Genomic DNA, 21,552 nt, shown 5'->3' on the forward strand with positions numbered 1-21,552 from the left:
GGCTGGAGATCTACACACGAATCTTTTCAAAACGAACTGTTGCACTTGGATTGACAATTCGTCTTATTATATAGATGCAAATTCCTCGTATCATGCTTCGGTTGTGGAATTTTTTAAACGCTGTCGTTCAGAGGGGGACGATTTTTTTATTTCTACAACTACCTGGAATGAATTGAGGCGGCAGGACATTTTACTGCCTGCGAAGCAAAAAGAAATTTTGAAATTATTTTTGAGGGCTTTCGACCCTATTTCTCCTGAAGATCGGTATGACCGTCGTGCAACAAATTTAAGACGATTCGTTACCTGGATGAAAGAGCATCACCGAAAAACACATTGTTCAAACAGTCCGGTTGTCCCAGCTTTGGCGGATGCCCAGATTTGTGTAGTGGGTTTGCAGGAACAAATGACTATTGCGACCCATAATGTGAAAGATTTCAGCGTAGTTCGTTTTTTGGGTTTAGAGGTCTACAACCCTGTTACCGGGCGGCATTATCCACCTATAAAACTTACTAAGCAGCCGCCGTATTATTGGGATATTGCAGCAGCGGTATATATTTAAATAAGCCTCCAGAGATGCTTTATACATCTGGAGGCTTATTTGTTCAGGTCTGTGTTATAGTCCCAACTGCTCCTGCAAATGCGCAATCACATGCTCTTCGCCGAATACGTCCTCGTCCGACATAGCATGCGCGTAAACGAGCGTGCGTCCGCCGATATCGAAGTAGTCCGCGTGCACGTAGAAATTTTCTCCGTTCGGCACGGTCGGACGTTCTCCGATCTCGATATACGCGCTGGCAAAAACGTGCTTCTCCGTATAGCTTTGCTCGCCCCAATCCTTCAGAATCGGCAGATAGACGGACGCGAATTCGCCGTCCTGCGGGTTTTCAAGAATAGAGACGATCGGATCGTGCGCCCATACGCCCAGGCCTTTGCCGTCGAGCACGACGATGCCCATCCGTTCTTCGTTGGCCAGCAGCATCAGCTTGGTCGGATGCTCGGCGTCGGTGGAGTAGCCTTCGTCCACGATCGCATCGCGCTCATGGAAGCCGTACGTGCGAAGATTCGAAGACAGGTTGAAAAAGAAAAAATAAGCGAACAGCAAAACGGCAATCGCGACGATAAACGTCAGTTCCACATTTCTGCGTACTCTCATTCAATCCCTCCTTGTGTAAGATAGGGCCGGGATCGTGAAGTCTCGCATCAGATGCTAAAAAGCCCTTCTGCTTCTATTGTAAAGTTCCTCGGCGCGAAAGGCCAGGCTTTGAACGGATTTATCGGGGGATCGCCATATTTTTAGAAGAAATATCAAAAAGCCGCTCCCGGAAGTTTCGTTTCCGGGCAGCGGCTTTCGATTGGATTAGGACTGTTTAAGCTGTCGCAAGCGGGAATTTTAAATACTTCCCGCACTGCCGTCTTTCGGCTTATTCGGCGCCGCAGCGTTGCCCGCCGCTGCCGGGGTTTGCATCGCTTCGTTGTAGTCTGTGCTGTTGGACGAGCTCTTTACCGATTCCTGGACGTTCGACTTCACGTCGCGCGCGACCGAAGCGGTTTCGTCTTTCAGTTCTTTGACCGCGCCCAGCGTTTCCTTGACGACGCCGGTTACGTCCTGGCTTTTCTCCGCCAGGGCATGAACTTTTTCATTCACCTGCGGGCCTGTTTCGCGCAGAGCGTCGACGGCGTCGAGTACGGTATGGCGAATCTGTTCGCCCCGCTGCGTAGAGATCAGAGCGGCTGCGCCGGCCCCGATCAGGGCTCCGGCTGCGGCTCCGATAGCGGCTGTAGAAATAAACGATTTATCCATGAGTGTGTGTCTCCCTTCGTAATCGAGCTTTTCTGCTTGTTATTTACCCGGAAGACCGCGTATTGAACGTACAAGTCGGAATTATTCCTGCAACGAGGCGAAGAGCAGCCGACAATTGAAAGGATATCGAGACAGAAGTTACATCCTTTTCGCCTCGTTTCTAAACTTTTGTCATATAATAATTTCATGAATATTACTCACAACGAACAACTTATCGAATTTCACATCGAATACGCCAAGCGCAAGAAAATCTATATTCGTATCGAAGACAACGGCCTCGTGACGGTCAAAGCGCCGAACGGCATGCCGGAAGAAGAGATTCAAGCAGCGGTGGCGCAGCAGGCGGAGCGGATCATGGAAGTGCGGTCCCGGCTGGACAAAGCGCGCGAAGCGCCCAAAGCCAAAGAATACCGTGAAGGCGGGGAAGGGGACTTTCTGCATCTGGGTCGACGCTGCGCGCTGGATCAGCTGATTCCGATCGAAGGGCGCAGCGAAGAACAGCTCCGGGCCGACTTGAAGAAGTTCTACTTTTCCAGCTGCAAAAAGATCGTGAACGAACGCATCGGCGCTTATGCCAAACAGCTCAAAGCCGAGCCGAAGTCGATCGAGATCGTCGAATCCGCGACCAAATGGGGCAGCTGCGACTCGAGAAAACGTCTGAACTTCAACTATCTGCTGGCGATGGCTCCGGTGTACGCAATCGACTACGTGATCGTGCACGAGCTGTGCCATATCCACCATATGAATCACGACCGCTCGTTCTGGCGCAAGCTGGGCAGCATCCTGCCGGATTATAAAGAAAGGGAGGAGTATTTGAACCGGTACGGGCGATTTATGGTGATGTGAGCAAATAAAATTCGGCGTGTCCTTGCTCGTAATATTTCCACAGAAAGAAGGAACGGATTTGTCGTCTCAACTATTCGAATCGGCCGAACTGCTCGATCGGATCGAACGATCCGGCCTGGAAGTAAACAGCCTGATCCTGCTGCGCGGCGGGGAAAAGGTGCTGGAATTCTACCGCGAGCCGTATCGACGAGGCGCGGCGCAGCTGCTGTACTCGCTCAGCAAAAGTTTTACTTCGATCGCTGTCGGCATCGCGCGGGATCTGGGGCTGCTGCGGCTGGACGATCCGGTGATTTCTTTCTTCCCGGACAAGCTGCCGGCGCAGATTCCGCCCAACCTGTACGCCATGACGGTGCATCATCTGCTGTGCATGAATGCCGGTCACGACAGGGATATTTATCCGCTCGTTGTGCGCGAAACCGACTGGGCGGAGCATTTCTGGCGCAGCCGGTCGAGCATGAACCGGGCACGCATTACCGCTACAGCACGCCTTCGACCTATATGCTGTCCGCGATCGTCGAGCGCGTGTCGGGCATGAACCTGGTCGAGTTCCTGATGCCGACTTTATTCGAGCCGCTTGGAATCGGCAGGCCCGTCTGGGAAACGTGTCCGCTCGGCGTCGCCGCCGGCGGCATAGGCCTGAGTCTGCCGACCGGAGCGGTGGCGAAGTTCGGGCAAATGCTGCTGCAAAACGGGGGATACGCGGGACGCCGGATCGTATCGGCGGATTATATCCGGCTGGCCGCCGCGGAGCAAAGCGACAACCGCGAAGGCGTCAACCCGGAACGGATCGACTCGGCGCAGGGCTACGGCTACCAGTTCCATCTGTGCCGCTTCGGCGCTTATCGCGGCGACGGTTCGTTCGGCCAGCTGTGCCTGGTATCGCCCAAGCACGATCTGGTCGCCGCGGCCAACTGCGCATTCCCGAGCATGTCCGGCCTCCAGCCGCTGCTGGACTGGATCTTCGAGCTGGCGGGAGAAAAGGATGCGAACACGGCAGCTTCTTCCAGGTTGTGGACCGCCGCCGCTCCCGAGCCGCCGCGAGCGTCGCCCGCCGAATCGGTACGGTCTGCGTCCGACTCCGCCGCTCGCGAAGTATGCGCCGGAGCCGGCCCGCTGCCTTTTCAAACCGATACGACCTATAAGCTGGACGACAATCCGGTCGGACTGCGCTTCGTTCGATTCCGCTCCTCGCCCGGCAATCGCCCCGAACTGCATCTGGATTACGGCGACGAACGCAGCGGCACACTGCCGTTCGATCCCGCCCGCCCGCTCGAGTCGCGCAGCGTATTCGCCAAAGACCTGTCGCTGCATCTCCAGAGCGTCGTCATTTCGGCCCGCCGCCCGGACGAATCCACGCTTGAGCTTACGCTGCGCTATATCGAAACGCCTTACGTCGTCATCTATACAATCCGCTCTCAAGGCGACATAATCGTATTCCGGTACGACATCAACGTATCGTTCGGCTTCAAACATTACGAGTCGATCGGGTATCCGGTTTGATCCAAAAGTTACAAATCGGCATTAGAGTGTTACCTTTCCAGTTTCGCAGGCTGTTATGCTGGAACGGGAAAGGCGGGATGTGAATGAACAAGCTCAGAAATACAACCGCGAAATTTTCGGCGATTGCCTCGATAACGGCCGCGCTCGTACTGTCGGGCGGACTGCTGGCAGGCTGCTCGGCGGATCGGGAAGCGGCGGCCGGCGGTCGAGCCGAACTCTCCGTTTTAGTGGCGGCGCAGCCGGTGAAGTTGGCGGCCGAACATACGGAAACAGCGAATAAAGCCGACCGGAAAAAAGCCGATTCCAAGCAAGAAGAACGTGAAGAAGTTTCGACGACGGACTCCATCCTCTTCGATCTGCCGGACCGACAAACAGGCTGGAAACTGGCCTACGAAGCACAGGGGATGTTCAGCGTGGACAATACGTTGTACCGGACAGACGACGGCGGAACGAGTTGGCGGGAGATCGGGGATTCGACAACGGGCACGCTGCCGTCCGAGGCGGTAACGGATCTGCTTTTTGCCGACAAGGATCGAGGTTGGATCACGACCGATACGCCGCGGGAGAACGATCCGCGTCTGTACGAGACCCGCGACGGCGGACTTTCCTGGTCCAAGACCGAACTCGAACTCCCGGACGGCTTCGGACCGGTCTGGTTCGATGCGCGGACGCCGGTGCTGTTTGAAGGCACGGAGACCGGGCTGTTTATCGCGAATGCGGGCTATATGGGCAGCGGCCGCGAAGCGCCGACAGAGCTCCCGCTGCTGTTCTACATGACGACGGATGGAGGCGCCCGCTGGTCGCCTCCGATTACGAAGGAGTCAGGATCGCTGGGCGGCGTCAGCTGGCAGACGAAGAGAGCTGCGGACGGTAAACGGAGCTGGAAGGTTACGGAGGACGGGCATACGTGGACTTTTAAATCGTAAATTCCAAACGCCGCTTGACTCTCCCCCTGGGCATGGGTTTAGCATGGAGTCGGGAGGCGACCACGATGCGGATAAACGAAGTATGCGAAATGTGCGGGCTGACCCGCAAAGCGGTGGATTATTACGAACGGCAGAGACTTATTGCGCCGGAGCATGGGGAAAACGGCTATCGGAACTTTGGCGAATCGGACATTGGGCGGCTGCGTGAAATTTCCCTGCTGCGCGGAATCCGCTTGAGCATCTCCGAAATTCGGAGAATGAACGTCAGACGGGATATGCTGGAAGAAATTGCGGCAAAAAGATCGGAACTGAGCGACGCCGGAGTATGGACTTTCTTGCCCTGCGCGAAGCCGCTGAGCACCCCGTAGAAGCGATAGAAAAACGCCGCGAAACAATCGAAGCCTATCTGATATTCCGTCAGACCGCCGAATACCGTTCGAGCCCAGCGTATCTGCTCCAGCGGGAAATGACGGAGTTTCAGCAGACCTCCGGATACACCGACATATTTTTACCGCAATTGAAAGCTTTGAGTCCGGCCTACCGCGATTATTGCGAACGCCTTGAACGCGCCAATGCCGAATTTTTGGCTCTCTATCCGAAAGCGTCAGATCCATTCACCTCATAAAAAAGAGCGAGCCGAAGGCGGAAAAGCCTTTGGCTCGATGTGTTGAGAAGGTCTGGTTTTAAAAAGCCAATTAAGCAGAGGAGAAAATTTCGTGAAGGAGACCTGGCGTTCGCCTTTGAAACCGGGAAGATTCTACTTGAATCTAATCCAACTTCCTGGTTTCAACACGCGACCGAAACGAATTTTCTCCGCAGCCTGCACGGCTGTTTTACGGATTGGACTTTCTTGACAGTCAGAGCCGCATCAAGCCTCGATTCGTCGCGTGCCCCCGCCCACAATTTCCACCGCTTCCCCGTTCACCGTCACCCACACCGCAAGCGCCGACGGATTATGCACGAGCATCCCGTCGACGGAAAACGCCAGCCTTTTCAGCGCGTCCAGGTAGTCGATGATCTCGATATTCGTCGCGTACCAGATGTCCGTGCGGTCCGCCATTTTCGCGCAAAACTCCTCGATTTCGTTCCAATTGTCGTCGTTGTCGAACTCGTAGCTGTGGCCCCAGACGTAGAGCAGCGACAGATCCGTGTAATGCGGCGGCGGATCGAGCGCGAGAAACGACTCCCCGTGCTCCTGCATCTGTTTGTGGTGACAGGTCGGATGCCAGGTCAGCGGATGCTCGGGAACTTTGAAGCCGGAAGTGGATTTCACCGTGCGCGAATAACGGATGCCGAGCGAACCGACCGCTTTCGCCACTTCCTCGTTGTACGTCCCGTACGGATAAGACATGCCCCGCACCGGATAACCGGCCAGTTCCTCCAGCGAGCGCCGGTCGTCCATGATTTCCGTAATCAGCCGTTCGCGCGGAATGCGTTCCAGAAAAGGATGCGTCACCGTATGCGCGGAAATTTCGTGTCCCGCGTATAAATCGGCGACCTCGCCATGCTCCACATAACCGTCATCGCCGAACTTGCCGGAGTTGAGGTGAAACGTCGCTTTCAGGTTGTGCCGGTTGAAAATTTCGACCAGACGCCGGTCCTGATCGCGGCCGTCGTCGTAGCTGAACGTCAGCGCTTTGAAGCGCGCGCCCGGAAAAAGATTGAATCGGATATCCATCGTTATCCTCCTTGAATTCACATCGTCACACTAAGAATACGCTTACAACACAGCAGGGTCAACGGCTTGTCTTTTGCTTCGGAAAAAGAAAGCCGCTGCCCGAATACCGTTTTCCGCCGCAGTTCGTCAAAAAAACGTTCGATCGCGCTGCCTATCCGCCTCTCAAGCGGGTAAAATACGGGTAGAGAAGCAAGCGCGGCGGAAGCAGCCGGATCGCGGCGCCGCTTCGCACACCTGAGAGCGGGAGGAATCGCCGATGTGGAGATTGTTTATCAGACCGGAGAAAAAAGTGCAGAAACGCCATGTGCCCACCCGGGAGGAACGCGAAGAGCAGTGGTACCGCTATTTCTACGAAACCCATCCCCGGCTTGAAATGAAGGAATGGGCGCGCCGCATGTCCATTTTTCGTTTTTGCCGCGCCAACGCGGACCAGACGGGAGAACGCGACCGGTTAATGGCGGCGGTACGGTTTTCTTCGCGCGAAGAACTTGAAGAAACGTGCGCGCTGCTCGGCATCCCGTTGACGGAGATTCCGTCCGGCAGCGATGCCGCCGGCGTCTCGGAACGTGTCCGGGTTCAGCCGTATCCCGAGCTGCGGCAGCCCGGACATATCCGGCTGATGAAACTGCCAGCGCATGTCTGGATTCAATCCGATCGGATCGCCATCTCGCTGTTCGACGCCGACGATCCGACCGGTGTCACGGGACGCACGATCAAATCGGCGGCCGCGATCGAAAGCAGGCTCGAAGCGTTCAAAGACCGGCTGATCGATCCTCCGCTCAAAGACCGGCACTGCCTGTGCCCGAAATTCTATCCCGATCTGTTCCCGGACGCGGCCGAATAAAAAGACGAGAGGAGAAAAAGATGACCAGACATCTGCTGAGTATCGGGGAGCTGACGGAGCCGGATATCGGCGAGCTGTTCGAATTGGCCGACCGGCTGCGCGAGTCGACTCCCCATGCCCCGCTGCTGCGGGGCCGCACGTTTCTGCTGTTTTTTCCGGAATCGAGCCTGCGCACGCGGCTGACGTTTGAACGCGGCATCCGCGAATTGGGCGGAGAATGCGTGCTGTTTCCGCCGGAGACGCTCGACAAATCCGAGGATTTGCGCGACGTCGCCGGCTACGCGGCCAACTGGGCGCACGGGCTGATCGTGCGGCATCGCGATTACGCCCGGCTGCGGCAGCTGGCCTCCCGTTCTCCGCTGCCCGTCGTCAACGCGATGACCTCCCGCAATCATCCGTGCGAGATTCTGGCCGATCTGTACGCTCTGCGGTTGCGGCGGCCTGATTTTCGCGAATTGACTTATACATACGTGGGACCGATGAACAATATCGGGCGCAGTTGGGCGGAAGCGGCCGAGGTGCTGAGGCTGGATTTCCGCCACGTCTGCGCCCCGGGATACGGGCTGATATCTGAGCCTGCGGATTCTGGACCGGGCGTCGGGTCCGCCGCTTCGTCGCGGCACTACACGTTCTGCACAGAACTGGAATCCGCGCTGCCGCACACGGATATCGTGCTGACCGATTCGCTGCCCGGCGAGCTGAAAACGACCGAATATATGGACAAATACCGGATTACGCCGGAAGTCATGCGGATCGCGAAGCCCGGCGCGCTGCTGAATCCGTGTCCGCCTTTTTACCGGGGCGAAGAGGTGTCGGCGGAAGTGATCGATTCGGATTATTTCGTCGGCTACGACTTCAAAGAGCAGCTGTTGACCGTGCAGCAGGCGATCGTGCTGCTGTCGCAGCGCGGATATTGAAAGGAGGCATTCCAACGACGGCGACCGTCTGCTGGCGGCGGTATCGGCAGACAGCCGGGCGGAACTGGCGGGGATTCCGGCTCATGTCTGGGTGTATCCGAACCGGCTGACAATCAGCGTCTCGGACGCGGACGATCCTTACTCCGTGAGCGAATACACGGTCTCGGCGGCCGCGGAACGTCTGGAGCCGCTGCTTAATCCGCTTAAGGACCGCCTGATCGATCCGCCGCAGGACGATCGGAACTGTATTTGCCCCGGGTATCATCCGGAGCTGTTCGGGTGAAGGGAACGGATTTGAAGGCGCTCCCCGGCACCGGCATCCAAGAAGAACGCTCTATTCCGGCAGGTTTGCGCGTATCGCGCGGGCCTGCCTTTTTTTATTTTGCGAAAGGCTGAGAAAAAATGAAACGCCGAGCGAATACATAAGCGAATCAGGAAAGAAAAACATCGACTCGCGAAGGAGGGGGTGATTCCGTGAGGAACGACAAGGAACTCCGCGAAGCGCTGATCCGGCGCGAGCCGGAAGCGATCGAACAGATCATGAACGCTTACGCGGGGCTGCTGTGGAAAGCGGCGCAGCGCGTGCTGCACACGTCCGCGGCCGAAGAAGTCGAAGAATGCGTGGCCGACGTCTTTTTCGACCTCTGGCAGCATCCGCAGGCTTACGACCCGCAGCGTTCCGGCCTGAAAACGTACCTGACGCAGGCCGCGCGCTACAAAGCGATCGACCGCTGCCGCAAAGCGGGGCGAAGCGAGGCTTATCCGCTGCGCGAAGAAGAAGCGCGCAGCGGCGACGTACTGGACGAGCTGACCCGGCGCGAGAGCGCCGAAGAACTGCGGGAAGCCGTGCAAAGTTTGCCGGAGCCGGACCGCGAGATTGTAAGCCGCCGCTTTTACGAGAACCAGAAGCCGGATGAAATATCCGCCGCGATGTCGCTTCAGACGCGCCAGGTGAACAACCGGATCTACCGGGCGAAGCAGCGGCTGCGGGAATGGTGGACGAGCCGAAAAGGAGAGGAGCGAAGCCGATGAAAACGGAACGTAAGCGGGAAGCGCGTTTGACGGCGGGGAGTCTGGAACGGATCAAAACGGATGTGTATCGGAGGGCCGAACTGCCAGCCCCGGCCGGCCGAAGCCGTACCCGGGCCGGAAGACTGGCGCGTATGACAGGACGCAGAGCCGGAGCCGCGGCGTCGGCTGTACTCGTGCTCGGGATCGCGACAGGCGCGGCGAACGCGGCGGGGCTGATCGACCTGAACGCGGCGCTGGGTTTTATCGGCGGAGAGCGGGTGGGCATCTTGAAGCCGATCAACCGCAGCAGCGAGGACCAGGGGATTATGATGTCGGTGCTCGGCGCGGTTCGCGACGGCGATACGGCGGAAGTGTATGTGACGATGAAAGATCTGGAAGGAGACCGGATCGACGATAAGATGGATGTCTACGACTATTTCCTGCAGGGAGGAACCTCCTACAACGCCGAGCTGATCCGCTACGATTCGCAGCAGCAAGAAGCTACTCTGCGTTTTCTGGCGAGCGGCGCAAAAATGAACAGCCGGATGACGATGAATATCACCTCTTTTTTGCGGGGAACGCATGAGGAGAGCGGCTACGACGCACAGCTCGATCTGCAGAAACTTGCGGCTTCGCAGCCGGAACAATCCGATCGGACACTGAGCCGGCTAAAGGACGGCATCGGCGTGGCGTCTTCGGGCGAAACGTCGAAAGAGTTGGACAAGCTGGATGAATTCCACGTTCTGCCTCCTGGAGACCTGTCCGTGGAACTGCCGGGCCTGGACTGGCTGCAGCTGTCGAATATCGGCTTCGTCGACGGCAAACTGCATATCCAGTTCAATCCCGACAACGACATGGGGCGCTATAACCGCGCGGATTTTTATCTGACGGACGGCGAAGGGAATCGGCGGAACATCGAATATTATCGTCTGAGCTGGGGCGAATACGAAAAAGACGGCGTCGTCTACGGCGGCGATTACGAGGAGTACGTGTTCGATATCTCCGACCATTCGCAGTTAAAAGGGCTGAGGCTGATGGGGAGCTTGCTGACCTACCAGGAAATGGTGCGCGGACACTGGGAAACGACATTCGACCTGAAGCAGGAAAGCCGAATGCTGAAAGGGGCTGCGGACGTAAAACTTGACAGCGCGCAGATCACCGGCGCCGAAGTCTCTCCGCTGGGCGTTACGCTGACGGGCACGGGTTTCGACCGGGCGATTGAAGAAGACGAAGATATCCTGGGCAGGATGCGGCTTGCCGTCCATTTCAAGGATGGAACGAAGCTCGCAGCGGCAGGCGGATTCATACGCTCGGAAAACGGCCCGATCAAATGGCTGGCGCCGGAGACGCTTGCGGTGGAGGATGTGGATTACGTGAGTTTGAACGGGGAGAAGATTGTGCTAAGCGAATCGTAAGCGGGATAGAGAAGCCTTTCGAGGCTTCTTAATGTGTCGGAAAATTTGTTTTCAAAGCGGATAAGCGGAGAGAGAAATTCAGTGAAGGTACAAACTTTCGAAGAAAGTTACGTCGGAAGCATATGCTGATAGTGATCGCCTTTGAAATCGGGAAGATACCATTGAAATCTAATCCCTCTTCCCGATTTCAACACGCGACCGGAACGAATTTCTCTCGCAGCGTTTAGTCTGATTTTGCGAATAGGATTTTCTCGACACTCTCAGAAGCCTTCCAAGGCTTCTTTTTCACGAAATCGCATTCTCCAAGTCCAAAGTGAATCAATTCACAACATTTTTAACGTTCTTCCTTTATGCTGGTAACACAAGCGCAACCGCATACAAAGAGGGGATAGCAATGAGATATTGTATCAAAGAATTCGCGTCGATGCTGGGGCTGACGGTGGACACGCTGCGGCTGTACGAGAAGCATGAGATTGTAACGCCGGAAAAAGACGACCGCAACAATTACCGCTACTTCGGCGATCTGGACGCGCGCGGGCTGCTGATGAGCCGCTGGTATCGCAGCATGGGCGTTCCGCTGAACGAAGCCGCCGGACTGCTCAAGGAAGGCACGCTTGCGGACGCGGCGGCCAGTATCGGCGAAGTCCGGTCGAAGCTGGAAGAAGAGATTCGCCGCAGCACGCTGCTTCTTGCGCGGATGAACGAGATCGGCGCAGAGCTGGAAGGGCTGGGGGAACGGCTGTTTCGCTGCACGCTCAAGCGCACCCCGGGATTGTACCGCCTCAAGCAGACCGAGCGGAACCGGCTGCTGCGAGGCGACGAGTTGAAAAATGCGGCGGGAGACTGGATGGAGCTGCTGCCGTTTGCGTTTTACTCTTTTCGCATCGAGCCGGAGGAGCTGCCGCGCAAAGAAAAAGAATCGTTCGATCATAACTGGGGGCTGGCGCTCGAAGAAGAAGCTTACGCCCGGGCCGGACTCGAAGAATCCGCCAATCTCGAATATCTGCCGCCCGCCGTCTGCTTGTCCGCGATCGTCGCTTCGTCGGATGCCGGAATTCTGAGCCGGGAAACGCTGGGATTTATGCTGGAACCGCTTGCGGCAGCCGGCGGGCAGCCGGAGCAGGGCGCTTTCGGCAGACTGCTGCTGACGGAGAAAGCAGGGAACGGCCGCCGCGCGTATCTCGAAGTGAATATCCCGCTTCAACCGCCTGCCGTGGACAAGTTGATCATGCAGCTCCTTTAAGCAGGAAGAATAAGTTCTTTTTTTCACAAATGACTTGACCCTGGTCCGACCCCAACGTTTACGCTGTTAAAGAAGATCAATTCCGATAGCAGAGGCGGGGAAGTTATACCATGGGGAAAAGAAAAAGAATCGGTAAAACGCTGGCGACGGTGATGGGACCGGTACTGATCGTGTCGATGCTGGGCGCGTGCAGCGGGGAAGAAAAAGCGCAGACGGCCGCGGCCGATACGACGCAGACGGCGAAAACGACAGACGCAGCCGGACAGGGCACGGATCGAGAAACGGCCGCCGCATCGAATTTCAAAGCGGGCACTTATACCGGCAAAGCCGAAGGCAAAGAAGGCGAGATCGCGGTCGAGGTGGATATGAGCGAACCGGCGAAGATCGACGATATCCGGATTGTCGGCCAGTCGGAAACCGGCGGCATCGGCGCGAAAGCGCTGGAGCAGGTGCGGCAGCAGATTCTCGACAACCAGACGCTGACGGTCGACGCGGTTAGCGGCGCGAGCGAGTCCAGCAGCGGGCTGCTGGCGGCGGTCGAAGACGCGGTGACCCAGGCGGGCGGCGATGTGACGGCGTTCAAGTCGGGCGCAGTGACCAAAGCCGGCGAAGGCAAAACGGAGCAGCTTCAAGCGGACGTGATCGTCGTCGGCGCGGGCGCGTCCGGCACATCGGCGGCGGTTGCGGCGGCGGACAAAGGCGCGAAAGTCATCCTGCTGGAGAAAACGGCTACGATCGGGGGAGCGAGCAACCTGTCGTGGGCGGGTAAATTTTTCAACTCGTCCGCCGCGCTGGAGAACGGACTCAAAGTAGACGAAGAAGCGGCGATTAAAGAATGGATCGAGAACAATCACTGGCGCGTGGACGCGGCCGATATCCGTCAGTACGTCGCGCAGTCCGGCGAAACGTACGATTGGCTCAGCGAAAAAGGCTACAAAACGACGTTTATCAACTTCGCCGGCGAGCAGCTGCATATGCTGCCGGCATACGAGACGCGCGAAGACACGCTGCGCGCCATGCTGAAAGACTCGGTCGAGAAGACCGGCGGCCAGGTGCTGACGGAGACGACGGCCAAAAGTCTGACCACCGACGATTCCGGGGCGGTGACGGGCGTTGTGGCCGAGAAAGTCGACGGAACCACGCTCGAAATCACGGGTAAAAGTATCGTGATGGCGACCGGCGGCTACGCGGCGAACGCGGAGATGGTCAAAGAAAGCTTCGGCTTCGAAGGCGTCAACGGCGGGCTTGGACAAAACGTCGGCGAAGGGCTGGAAATGTCCTGGGCGGCGGGCGCGGCGGTGCCGGACAACTTCGGCGGACAGATGCTGCACCAGACGCTGGCACGGGCGACGGAGCATCTGAAAAAGCAGTACGATTCGTTCGAAGCCAGCTATCCGCTGATGGTCGGCTATCTGCCGAACTTTATGAACGTCGGCCAGTCCGGCGCGCGCTTCCGCGACGAAGCGGCGACGCTCGAAGCGGTGGCCGCGGCCAATACGAGCGCGTTCAACGGGCCGTATCATCTGGTCGTCGTCTCGCAGTCGCAGCTCGACGCGCTGACGAAGCAGGGCATGAACGGCGTCAAAGCGCCGAGCCTGCCGGGCATGCCGCCGGAATTCTACGCGGACTTCGCCGATCGGTTCAAGCTGGACACCCCGTGGAAAAACGCGCAGAACGTATTCGACGATATGGTCGCCAACGGCGACGGCTACAAAGGCGCGACCATCGCGGAACTGGCGAAAAACGCCGGCATGGACGAAAGCGTATTTACGCAGGCGTTCAACGATTACCGGGCAGCGATCCAAAGCGGCGTCGATACGGAATTCGGCAAAAATAAAGCGTACCTGACCCCGATGGGCGACAGCGGTCCGTATTACGCGGTGATCGCGGAGATCAACAATCTGGGTTCGGTTGGCGGCCTGGTCGTCAACACCCGGTTCCAGGTGCTGAACGACGACCGTGTGCCGGTATCGGGACTGTATGCCGTCGGCCTCGAATCCGAAGGCGTGCTGTTCAACGATACGTACGTCGGCAACGGCGTGGGCGTCGGTTACTCGTTCACTTCCGGCCGCCTCGGCGGAAGCGACGCGGCGGAAGCGGCGCTGGGCAAATAGGCGCGAACACCAGATGCCCAAAGAACCCTCACCCGTATACGGGCGAGGGTTCTTTCTTATTCGCTTGATTCTTTTGAATAAAAGTTCTACAGACGCGTGCTGGCCTGACTATAAGGGTCTTCGGGCGGACGGGGTTTTTCAAGTATACGAAATCCGATAGCCAGCAGCAAAACTTCGTGGGAAGACTCGTCGTAACGATAAATAATCCGCAGATCGGGATGTTCTTTCCGAGCGGGCGGATGCGAAAATAGTTTCACTTTGCGGTATCCCGCACTGCGAAGGGGTTCATATTCGCAGATCGGATTTTTATCTTCGACAGGCTTTTTGCGGATACGCTGCAAAGCTACGGTGATTCGGCTGCGGCATTCGTTCAGCGCTTCGGTATCATTGCCGAAGCGGCTTTCGATAGCCGCAATATCCGAAGCGATAGAAGGATGCAGAACCAGCACGGCGGGGAGTTTAGCGTTCATTTCTCCGGGCACTCCTTATTCCGCTTTCCGTGTATCCAGCCAATCGAACAGCGAAGCATCCGCCGGCACACGCTCCCATTGATCGCGATCGGTCTCAAGTCTCTGCTTCAGATTCAATTCTTGAAACAGCTCCTGCTCCTCCAGACGCTCCTGCAGCTTCTCGTACGATTCGATAGCTGCAACCATCGCCTCGTATTTTTTCATATCCAGTACAACCGCGGACAACTTATCTTTGATGACAATCCCGAGTTTGTCGTTTTCATCGAGGGAATGGAGAAGCTGTTTCTGATTAAGCGAACGCAGTTCTCCAAAAGCGACCATTTCTTCTTTTTTAAACGTTGTTGTCGGCATAAATCTTCCTCCTTTTTTTGTTCCGATCCCGAGCAGGGGTTAATTAGAGTATAGATCTTCTCTGTTTTTTGTTCAATAAAATGAGTAAAATGTTAAGCAAAATAATGCACAAAAACAATTATGCTTCAACTCTTATCCCCGGACTGTAATCTTACGTAGAAGCCCGATCGCGAGATCGGCCGACAACCATCCGTGCTGCGTGTATACCGCGATTCCGACGATGTTCGGTTCGTATGTGCGGCACGAGCCGTATGCGCCTAACCGCCGGACGAGCAGTACGGGCGGAGAAATCCCCTTTTGCAACTTTTCTCCGCGTGGTAGAATACATCAGTTGACCATACAGAAGCAATCGAGCATTGCACGCATTGGAGGAAAAAGAAAGCATGACTCTCGCACCACGCATTTACGCCACGATCCAGCATTTGTTTATGAAAGGCATTATCGACACGGTCGAGCTCCGGGAGAAGCCGGAACGCGAAGGCGACAAGCGCGATTACCTGCTGACCGAAAGCGGAAAGCCGAAGTACATGCTGCGCATGGATACGCCGGAAAATATCGCCATGGCCGAACAGCTGCATAAAGCTTATCCGGACAACCCGCTGCTGCCGAACGTCCTGTACGCCGATCCGGTCAAAGGCTATCTGGTCCAGCCGTACGCCGCCGGAACGACGGGAAGCGATCCGGCCGTCCGGGGCGCGAAGAAGGTCTGGCTTCCGGCGCTCGTCGCCGGGCTGCTGAATCGTTACGAAGCGGACGACGCCGGAGGCAAATGGGGCCGTTTGACCGAGCCGTGCTCGTCCTGGAGCGAATTCAACGAACGCGAGCTGTCGCGGGCGCGGGAGAACTTGAGCGGATTGCAGCCGGCCGAGGACTGCGAGCGCGTCGCGCTGCTGCTGGAGCCGCTGGCGGAAGCCGGAAGCAAATTCCTGCTGCACGGCAACGCGGACGTTCACCATTTTGTGTTTCTGAAAAACGAGCTGGCGGGCGTGCTTGAACCGCGGCCGACCGCCGGCCCGGTATTATACGATTTCGTGCAGGCGTTCTGCTCGACCCCGGACGATCTGTCGCTGGAAACGCTGTTCGACGCTTACAGCCTGCTGGATGCGAAAAGCGCGGATCAGGAGCGGCTGGTGCAGGAAACGCTGCTGCGTTTATACGGCCGGATCGGCGTGTGCGCGGCGGAAGGTTCGTCCGAGCTCGGCGAGTACCTGGCGGCGTGGCAGTTCTGGCGGATGCTGCTGCCGGAAGCGTAAGCTCGTTATCAAGCCCCAAATATCCAACCTTAAACCTCAAACGTTCGAAGCGCGGCCGCGATGCGGTCGCGTTTTTTGTGTTGACAAGGCGGCCGTCCGCCTTTATTATCTAGTTTAACGAATATCTAATTAGACAATTGTTAAATTAAAGCGAAGAAGCGAGGCCGGTTTCTTTGCCGCGAAGGAGAATAAGACATGACGGAACAACCATTAACGGAAACCGAACGCAAACTGCGGGATTCGGTGCTGCGGAACTTTTTCGGATCGGACGGACGGTTGAAAAGCATACCGGCGCAGCTCAAGAAAAAGCTGATCGTGCTCGAATATCTGGTGTTGAAACTGGAGCCGGAGCGGGCGTACGAAGAATCGGAGATCAATGCGTTTATCCGGTTGTATCACGAGGATTATGCGACGATTCGCCGCGAGTTTATCGTGCAGGGTTTGATGGCGCGCGAGCTTGAGATTTACAGGCGCGGTCCGCTGGCGGCCGCGCGGCGCTGGGAAGAACTGTAGGGAAAAGAAGGGGAGGAAAAAGATGAAAGAACTGCTTGAGCTGCTGCGGCGCGAGCCGGCCTACCGCAAACTGGCGGCGGCGAATTTCGTCAGCGGACTGGGCGACTGGTTCAGCAGCGTGGCGATCCTCGGCCTGCTGCTGCAAATTACCGGTTCCGGCATGGCGGTCGGCATTACGCTTGCCGCGCGGACGCTGCCGTATCTGGTCATGGGACCGATCGGGGGCGTCCTGGCCGACAAAGGCGGCAAGAAAACGCTCCTGATCGTGTCCGATTTCTCGCGGATCGCGCTGGCGCTGTCCCTGCTGCTGGTGGATTCGCCGGACCGGGTCTGGATCGCTTACGCGGCCACGGTCGGGCTGGTAATCTTCTCGGCGCTGGCGCTGCCGGCGCGGCAGTCGCTGATTCCGCGCATCGTGCGGAGGGAGAATCTGCCCGCGGCCAACGCGCTGGACCAGACGCTCGGCGGAATGAATATGACGCTGGGCGCCGTGCTCGGCGGCGCGGCCAGCGCGGCGTTCGGGCCGCAGCTGTCGTTTCTGTTCAACGCGGCGACGTTTCTGGCGTCGGGGCTGCTAGTCTGCACGCTGCCTTACGGGCGCGGGCGGAAGCCGGACGGTTCAGGCGTTAAAGGCGCCGGGCGGAAAAGCCGACCGGCGGCGGATGGTCCGGGGGTGGCGAGCGCGGAAAGCGCCGCGGCCGACGCCGGACAGGCGCGGCTTGCCGCCGGAGCGAACGCGGCTCAAGATCCTTTGGCTTCGGCAGCCGCGAACGCAGAGAACGAGGCGGACGCGTCCGCGTTCTGGAGAACGTTCCGCCGTTCGATGCTGATGAAGGTGGTCGCCGTGCAGTCGATAGCCTGGCCGATCGGCGGCGGAGCGATCAACGTATTGATCAGCGTATACGGTTATCAGGTGTTCGGCGGCGGAGACCGGGGCGTCGGCCTGCTGTACGGCTCGCTCGGAGTCGGGTTTGTGTTGGGCGGCCTGCTGGCGCCTTCGTTCAAACGATGGCCGGTCCAGGCGCTGATTCTGGGCGCGGCGGCGGAAGGGCTGGCGCATGTGGGCGTCAGCGCCGCGCCGAGTCTGCTGCCGGCCGCGGCCTGCATCATGCTGGCGACGCTGGGCGGGGGCGTCGGCAATACGGCGCTGACGACGCTGATTATGCGCGCCGTGCCGGAGAATGTGCACGGCCGGGCTTTCGCGCTGAACGAGACGCTGGCGAACGTCACGATGGGCGTCTCCATGCTGGTCGCCGGCCTGCTGCTCGATGTGCTGCCGGCGCGGACGATCGGGCTGATCGCCGGCCTGATGATCGTCGCTTCCTGTATTCCGGCGCTGGCATTGCTGCGGCAGCGGCGGACGCTGAACTCGGAAGCCGCGGGACAGGGCGGCGGTCGGCTCGCGCAAGCGGGAGGCGAAGCGTCGTGAGCGCGATGACGACATTCCGCTTGATCCGGCACGGGCTGAAAGTCCGGGAGATCGGAGACGTTCCGCTGACCGAAGCGGGTCTTGCGCAGGCGCGCCTTGCCGCCGGGGCGCTGCGGGAACGGAAGATCGCCGCGATCGTAAGCAGTCCGCTGCTGCGCGCCCGGGAAACCGCCGTCCCTCTGGCGCGGGAAACAGGACGTTCTGCCGTTGTGGACGATCGTCTGCGTGAGCGCGCGAATTGGGGCGACGTCCCCGGACAGACGTTTGCAGAATTCGTCGCCGTCTGGGAACGCTGCACGCGCGAGCCCGACTATATCCCGCCTTCGGGCGATTCGGCGCGGCAGGCGGCGCGGCGCATGACCTCCGCGCTGACCGACTGGGCCAGCCGTTATCCGCCCGGCGTCGAGATCGTCTTCGTTACGCACGGCGGACTGATTACCGACTTTCTCTCCTGCGCATTCAGCGAACAAGAACTGGAGAACGTTTGTCCCGGCTTTGCCGCCAGGCAGAGCGAGCTGATTCCGGAATGCTCGATAACGGATATAGGGTATGACGGAGGATGCTTTCGGTTGGGGAAGTTCGCGGATACCGGGCATTTACGGCAGGACGGATAAGACATCTTTTGAGTAAGAAAAAGAAATTTTGCGAAGTGTGCGTACAATACGACTCCCGGGGTTATTTAGTTAGTAAAAAGGAGGGATGTACGTTGAAAAAGACTATTGCACTGCTGTCCGTTCTGGTTCTGTTGTTTGTCAGCACGCCGGTCGGCCACGCGGCTTCGCCCGCCACTACTCCTGTTAAAGTTATCTTGAACGGTCAACAGATGAACTTTAAGCCTGGCGCGATGGTAATCGACGGAACGACGATGGTGCCTTTTCGTCAGCTGTTCGAAGCTTACGGAGCACAGGTAAGCTGGGATCAGAAAACGCAGGAGATCAAAGCGATCAAAGGCGATTTTAGCGTAACCATGACGCTGAACAATTACGAAGCCTTTGTAAACGGCGAGCGTATTCGCTTGACCCAGGCGCCTATGATGTACAAGAATTCGACGATGATCAATCTGCGGGCCGCCAGCGAAGCGCTTGGCGCGTGGGTGGTTTTCGATAAAGCGAAGATGACCGTCAATATTCGTATGAATCAATAAATTCATGCTGCGTAAGAGAGTGCGGGAATGAAGGTTTTCCTGTACATAGATTGCATTTGAAATTCTTGCAGGCCGCCATTTCTCAACAGAGGGCGGCTTCTTCTTGTGCCCGCTTGCCACTTTCGCCGGATTCGTGCTCTAATTAGATAAGAATCGAATCGACCGGAAAGGAGCGGATTAATATGCAGTTGGAGAAACTGGTCGCTTACCATAAAGCGCTGGCCGATCCGACGCGGATACGAATGCTGATCCTGCTCAGCGAAGGCGAGCTGAACGGACAAACGCTGGCGCAGCGGCTCAGCGTGACGCCGGCGACAATTACGCATCACGCCGCCAAGCTGCGCGCGGCGAGCCTGATCCGGGAGCGGCGCGACAAGAATACGATCTATTTCTCGCTCGACGAGTACTTTATCCGCACCGGCGGAGCGGCGACGGCGGATACGATCTACCGGCGCGGCGCGGATTCGCCTGGAGAAGCGGACCCGGAAGTGCTGGAGCGGCGGGAGAAAACGCGAGCTTCCGTACTGAAAAGCTTTTTTGCAGCCGACGGCCGTCTCAAAAGCATCCCGGCGCAGCTCAAGAAAAAGTTGATCGTGCTGGAGCATATGGTCGCGCGGCTGGAGCCCGGACGCAGGTACGGGGAGAAGGAAGTCAACGACTTCCTCAAAGAGTTCCATGACGATTACGCCACCCTGCGCCGCGAGTTCATCATGCACCAGTACATGTTCCGCGAGCACGACGTGTACGAGCTGAATCCGCCGGAGCTGTGGGAACGGTGGGAGACTCTGAAATAACAAGACAGGCTGACGGATCTTTGCCGGCAGCCTGTTTCTAAACAAGCTTATGAATTATTTGAATTGGATAATAAGTTCTTTGTCCATGCCTGCCGCAATTTCATCCAGCAGTTGGACAGATACGTTCATACTTCCATTCTCGATTCGTGCAATAGTAGACTGCGGCTTACCAATCTTCTCGGCTAACTCTCTTTGCGAAAGACCATTTTCCTCTCGAAGCTTCATCAAAGCAACTGCCGCTTTTAAGCGATGATCTTCCTTTCTAAATTCCTGTTCAAACACCGGATTATTTTTTCTCTTTTTTTCGATCAATTTGTTGATTGCGCTCATGCTGATCCTCCTTATAACGTTCACGAAGATTTTTGGCGTGCTCGATCTCTGTATGAGGTGTTTTTGGTGTCTTTTTTGTGAATCCATGAGTAATGACGTATTCGCTGCCGATTTTTTGAAAGTAAATAGCCCGCTGAATGTTGCTCCCTACTTTAGATCTTAATTCATAAAGATTGTCTTCCAGCTTTTTTACCCATTTCATTTTTATTGCAATACTTAGCCCTTGTTCTTCCGTATTTTTGATAACAGCCAATAACTTTGCCTGGTCTTTATCGGGTAGAGAATTAAGAAAGTCTTCAAATTCGCTCGAACCGTCTTCGTTGCAAATATATTCAAATTCTATTTGCTTTTCCATAACTCGATGATAGCGTATGTGCTATCTAAACTCAAGGAGTTTACTCGTCCACTTTTACTTTTTCAAAATAAAAAGCTGTCGAGAAATCTCGGACAGCTCAGTTTTATTGTGAAACTTTTTGAAAATATTCACCGCTGATTCTTCGGCGGCCGCGTGGCCCAGAGAATCCACCAGATCAACAGCGGCTGCGCCAGCAGGCGGAGCCATAGGAAGATCGGCGGCGTATCGGCCGGGCCCGGACCGGGGATATGGAAGATCGCTGCATAAATATTGGCCGGGAAAATGGCGATCAGGTAGATCGTAATTATAAGGCCCGTCAATTTGCGGATTCTCGGCACGAACAGCAGAATCGCCAGAATCCATTCGACCACGCCGGTGATCCAGATCACCCATTCGCGCAGCAGCAGCGGCAGGAAGTGAGGCAGCAAGGCGGCAAAACCGAGCGGTTCGAGGAAATGATAAATGCCGGCGGCAACAAACACCAGCGCAAACAAAACCCGCCCGATCGTACGCGGGACGGTGGTGGGGGGATTGCGGTCCTGCATGGATTCAACTCCTTTTGTAATCGCTATCGTCCATTACCCTCCCGTGAAGTGGTTCACGCCGCATCTTTCACGG

At 57.0% G+C, this 21,552-nt stretch carries 26 protein-coding genes and 1 pseudogene; 19 read left to right on the forward strand and 8 right to left on the reverse strand.

Annotated features, from left to right (window positions below; all coding sequences use genetic code 11):
• On the forward strand, positions 1-559 hold a 559-nt coding region (locus QWJ34_RS00005), incomplete at its 5' end, for a type II toxin-antitoxin system VapC family toxin (protein ID WP_302724998.1).
• A gap of 54 nt (positions 560-613) precedes the next feature.
• On the opposite strand, the gene QWJ34_RS00010 is transcribed toward QWJ34_RS00005, so the two are convergent.
• Together QWJ34_RS00010 and QWJ34_RS00015 are read right to left on the reverse strand one after the other, a co-directional pair.
• On the reverse strand, positions 614-1,153 hold the full coding sequence (locus QWJ34_RS00010) for a hypothetical protein (RefSeq protein WP_302724999.1): 540 nt from the start codon (positions 1,151-1,153) through the stop codon (positions 614-616).
• Between the two features lie 237 nt (positions 1,154-1,390).
• Positions 1,391-1,801, reverse strand: coding sequence for a YtxH domain-containing protein (locus QWJ34_RS00015; protein ID WP_302725000.1), 411 nt, complete (start codon positions 1,799-1,801; stop codon positions 1,391-1,393).
• Positions 1,802-1,987: 186 nt separating this feature from the next.
• Between QWJ34_RS00015 and QWJ34_RS00020 the strand changes: the two genes are divergently transcribed.
• The 5 genes and pseudogenes from QWJ34_RS00020 (at position 1,988) to QWJ34_RS00045 (ending at position 5,698) form a co-directional block, all read left to right on the forward strand.
• A complete protein-coding gene (locus tag QWJ34_RS00020; RefSeq protein WP_302725001.1) occupies positions 1,988-2,647 on the forward strand; it encodes a M48 family metallopeptidase in 660 nt (219 codons plus the stop codon).
• Positions 2,648-2,804: 157 nt separating this feature from the next.
• Positions 2,805-4,147 (forward strand): annotated as a pseudogene (locus QWJ34_RS00030) (serine hydrolase domain-containing protein).
• 83 nt (positions 4,148-4,230) lie between these two features.
• Entirely contained in the window at positions 4,231-5,073 is an 843-nt protein-coding gene (locus tag QWJ34_RS00035) for a WD40/YVTN/BNR-like repeat-containing protein (RefSeq protein WP_302725003.1), read from the forward strand.
• Between the two features lie 65 nt (positions 5,074-5,138).
• A complete protein-coding gene (locus tag QWJ34_RS00040; RefSeq protein ID WP_302725004.1) occupies positions 5,139-5,441 on the forward strand; it encodes a MerR family transcriptional regulator in 303 nt (100 codons plus the stop codon).
• On the forward strand, positions 5,399-5,698 hold the full coding sequence (locus tag QWJ34_RS00045; RefSeq protein WP_302725005.1) for a hypothetical protein: 300 nt from the start codon (positions 5,399-5,401) through the stop codon (positions 5,696-5,698). Before QWJ34_RS00040 ends, QWJ34_RS00045 begins: the two co-directional genes overlap by 43 nt.
• A gap of 243 nt (positions 5,699-5,941) precedes the next feature.
• On the opposite strand, the gene QWJ34_RS00050 is transcribed toward QWJ34_RS00045, so the two are convergent.
• On the reverse strand, positions 5,942-6,751 hold the full coding sequence (locus QWJ34_RS00050) for a polysaccharide deacetylase family protein (RefSeq protein WP_302725006.1): 810 nt from the start codon (positions 6,749-6,751) through the stop codon (positions 5,942-5,944).
• Positions 6,752-7,007: 256 nt separating this feature from the next.
• Between QWJ34_RS00050 and QWJ34_RS00055 the strand changes: the two genes are divergently transcribed.
• The 7 genes from QWJ34_RS00055 to QWJ34_RS00085 all read left to right on the forward strand — a co-directional run bounded on the left by QWJ34_RS00055 (position 7,008) and on the right by QWJ34_RS00085 (position 14,295).
• Positions 7,008-7,595, forward strand: a complete 588-nt coding sequence (locus QWJ34_RS00055; protein ID WP_302725008.1) for a hypothetical protein — start codon at positions 7,008-7,010, stop codon at positions 7,593-7,595.
• A 20-nt stretch (positions 7,596-7,615) separates the two neighbouring features.
• Positions 7,616-8,512: an ornithine carbamoyltransferase gene (locus QWJ34_RS00060; protein ID WP_302725009.1), complete on the forward strand. Its 897-nt coding sequence runs from the start codon at positions 7,616-7,618 to the stop codon at positions 8,510-8,512.
• A 91-nt stretch (positions 8,513-8,603) separates the two neighbouring features.
• Positions 8,604-8,795 (forward strand): hypothetical protein, encoded by a 192-nt coding sequence (locus QWJ34_RS00065; protein WP_302725010.1) that lies wholly within the window; start codon positions 8,604-8,606, stop codon positions 8,793-8,795.
• Positions 8,796-8,986: 191 nt separating this feature from the next.
• Entirely contained in the window at positions 8,987-9,544 is a 558-nt protein-coding gene (locus QWJ34_RS00070; protein WP_302725011.1) for a sigma-70 family RNA polymerase sigma factor, read from the forward strand.
• Complete coding sequence (locus QWJ34_RS00075; protein WP_302725012.1) at positions 9,541-10,938, forward strand: hypothetical protein; 1,398 nt, start codon at positions 9,541-9,543, stop codon at positions 10,936-10,938. Before QWJ34_RS00070 ends, QWJ34_RS00075 begins: the two co-directional genes overlap by 4 nt.
• Before the next feature lie 394 nt (positions 10,939-11,332).
• The gene (locus QWJ34_RS00080) at positions 11,333-12,181 is read left to right on the forward strand and encodes a MerR family transcriptional regulator (protein WP_302725013.1); all 849 of its coding nucleotides are present in this window, start codon (positions 11,333-11,335) and stop codon (positions 12,179-12,181) included.
• Between the two features lie 110 nt (positions 12,182-12,291).
• Positions 12,292-14,295, forward strand: a complete 2,004-nt coding sequence (locus QWJ34_RS00085) for an FAD-dependent oxidoreductase (protein WP_302725014.1) — start codon at positions 12,292-12,294, stop codon at positions 14,293-14,295.
• An 86-nt stretch (positions 14,296-14,381) separates the two neighbouring features.
• Here the strand turns inward: QWJ34_RS00085 and QWJ34_RS00090 are convergent, their stop codons facing one another.
• A complete protein-coding gene (locus QWJ34_RS00090; RefSeq protein WP_302725015.1) occupies positions 14,382-14,777 on the reverse strand; it encodes a hypothetical protein in 396 nt (131 codons plus the stop codon).
• A 3-nt stretch (positions 14,778-14,780) separates the two neighbouring features.
• A complete protein-coding gene (locus tag QWJ34_RS00095) occupies positions 14,781-15,116 on the reverse strand; it encodes a hypothetical protein (RefSeq protein WP_302725016.1) in 336 nt (111 codons plus the stop codon).
• 383 nt (positions 15,117-15,499) lie between these two features.
• Here QWJ34_RS00095 and QWJ34_RS00100 point away from each other — a divergent pair, with 383 nt between their 5' ends.
• The 6 genes from QWJ34_RS00100 to QWJ34_RS00125 all read left to right on the forward strand — a co-directional run bounded on the left by QWJ34_RS00100 (position 15,500) and on the right by QWJ34_RS00125 (position 20,249).
• Entirely contained in the window at positions 15,500-16,369 is an 870-nt protein-coding gene (locus QWJ34_RS00100) for a hypothetical protein (RefSeq protein ID WP_302725017.1), read from the forward strand.
• Positions 16,370-16,564: 195 nt separating this feature from the next.
• Positions 16,565-16,882 (forward strand): DUF2087 domain-containing protein, encoded by a 318-nt coding sequence (locus QWJ34_RS00105; protein ID WP_302725018.1) that lies wholly within the window; start codon positions 16,565-16,567, stop codon positions 16,880-16,882.
• 22 nt (positions 16,883-16,904) lie between these two features.
• A complete protein-coding gene (locus QWJ34_RS00110) occupies positions 16,905-18,311 on the forward strand; it encodes an MFS transporter (protein WP_302725019.1) in 1,407 nt (468 codons plus the stop codon).
• A 5-nt stretch (positions 18,312-18,316) separates the two neighbouring features.
• Entirely contained in the window at positions 18,317-18,925 is a 609-nt protein-coding gene (locus QWJ34_RS00115; RefSeq protein WP_302725803.1) for a histidine phosphatase family protein, read from the forward strand.
• A 92-nt stretch (positions 18,926-19,017) separates the two neighbouring features.
• Positions 19,018-19,455, forward strand: coding sequence for a copper amine oxidase N-terminal domain-containing protein (locus QWJ34_RS00120; protein WP_302725020.1), 438 nt, complete (start codon positions 19,018-19,020; stop codon positions 19,453-19,455).
• Between the two features lie 182 nt (positions 19,456-19,637).
• A complete protein-coding gene (locus QWJ34_RS00125; protein WP_302725021.1) occupies positions 19,638-20,249 on the forward strand; it encodes a DUF2087 domain-containing protein in 612 nt (203 codons plus the stop codon).
• 54 nt (positions 20,250-20,303) lie between these two features.
• Here the strand turns inward: QWJ34_RS00125 and QWJ34_RS00130 are convergent, their stop codons facing one another.
• The 3 genes from QWJ34_RS00130 to QWJ34_RS00140 form a co-directional block, all read right to left on the reverse strand.
• On the reverse strand, positions 20,304-20,579 hold the full coding sequence (locus tag QWJ34_RS00130; protein WP_302725022.1) for a helix-turn-helix domain-containing protein: 276 nt from the start codon (positions 20,577-20,579) through the stop codon (positions 20,304-20,306).
• Entirely contained in the window at positions 20,536-20,934 is a 399-nt protein-coding gene (locus tag QWJ34_RS00135; RefSeq protein ID WP_302725023.1) for a type II toxin-antitoxin system RelE/ParE family toxin, read from the reverse strand. Before QWJ34_RS00135 ends, QWJ34_RS00130 begins: the two co-directional genes overlap by 44 nt.
• A gap of 128 nt (positions 20,935-21,062) precedes the next feature.
• Positions 21,063-21,479, reverse strand: coding sequence for a DoxX family protein (locus QWJ34_RS00140; protein WP_302725024.1), 417 nt, complete (start codon positions 21,477-21,479; stop codon positions 21,063-21,065).
• Between the last annotated feature and the right edge of the window lie 73 nt (positions 21,480-21,552).

The sequence above is a fragment of the Saccharibacillus sp. CPCC 101409 genome, assembly GCF_030518235.1.
Classification (GTDB): Bacteria; Bacillota; Bacilli; order Paenibacillales; family Paenibacillaceae; genus Saccharibacillus.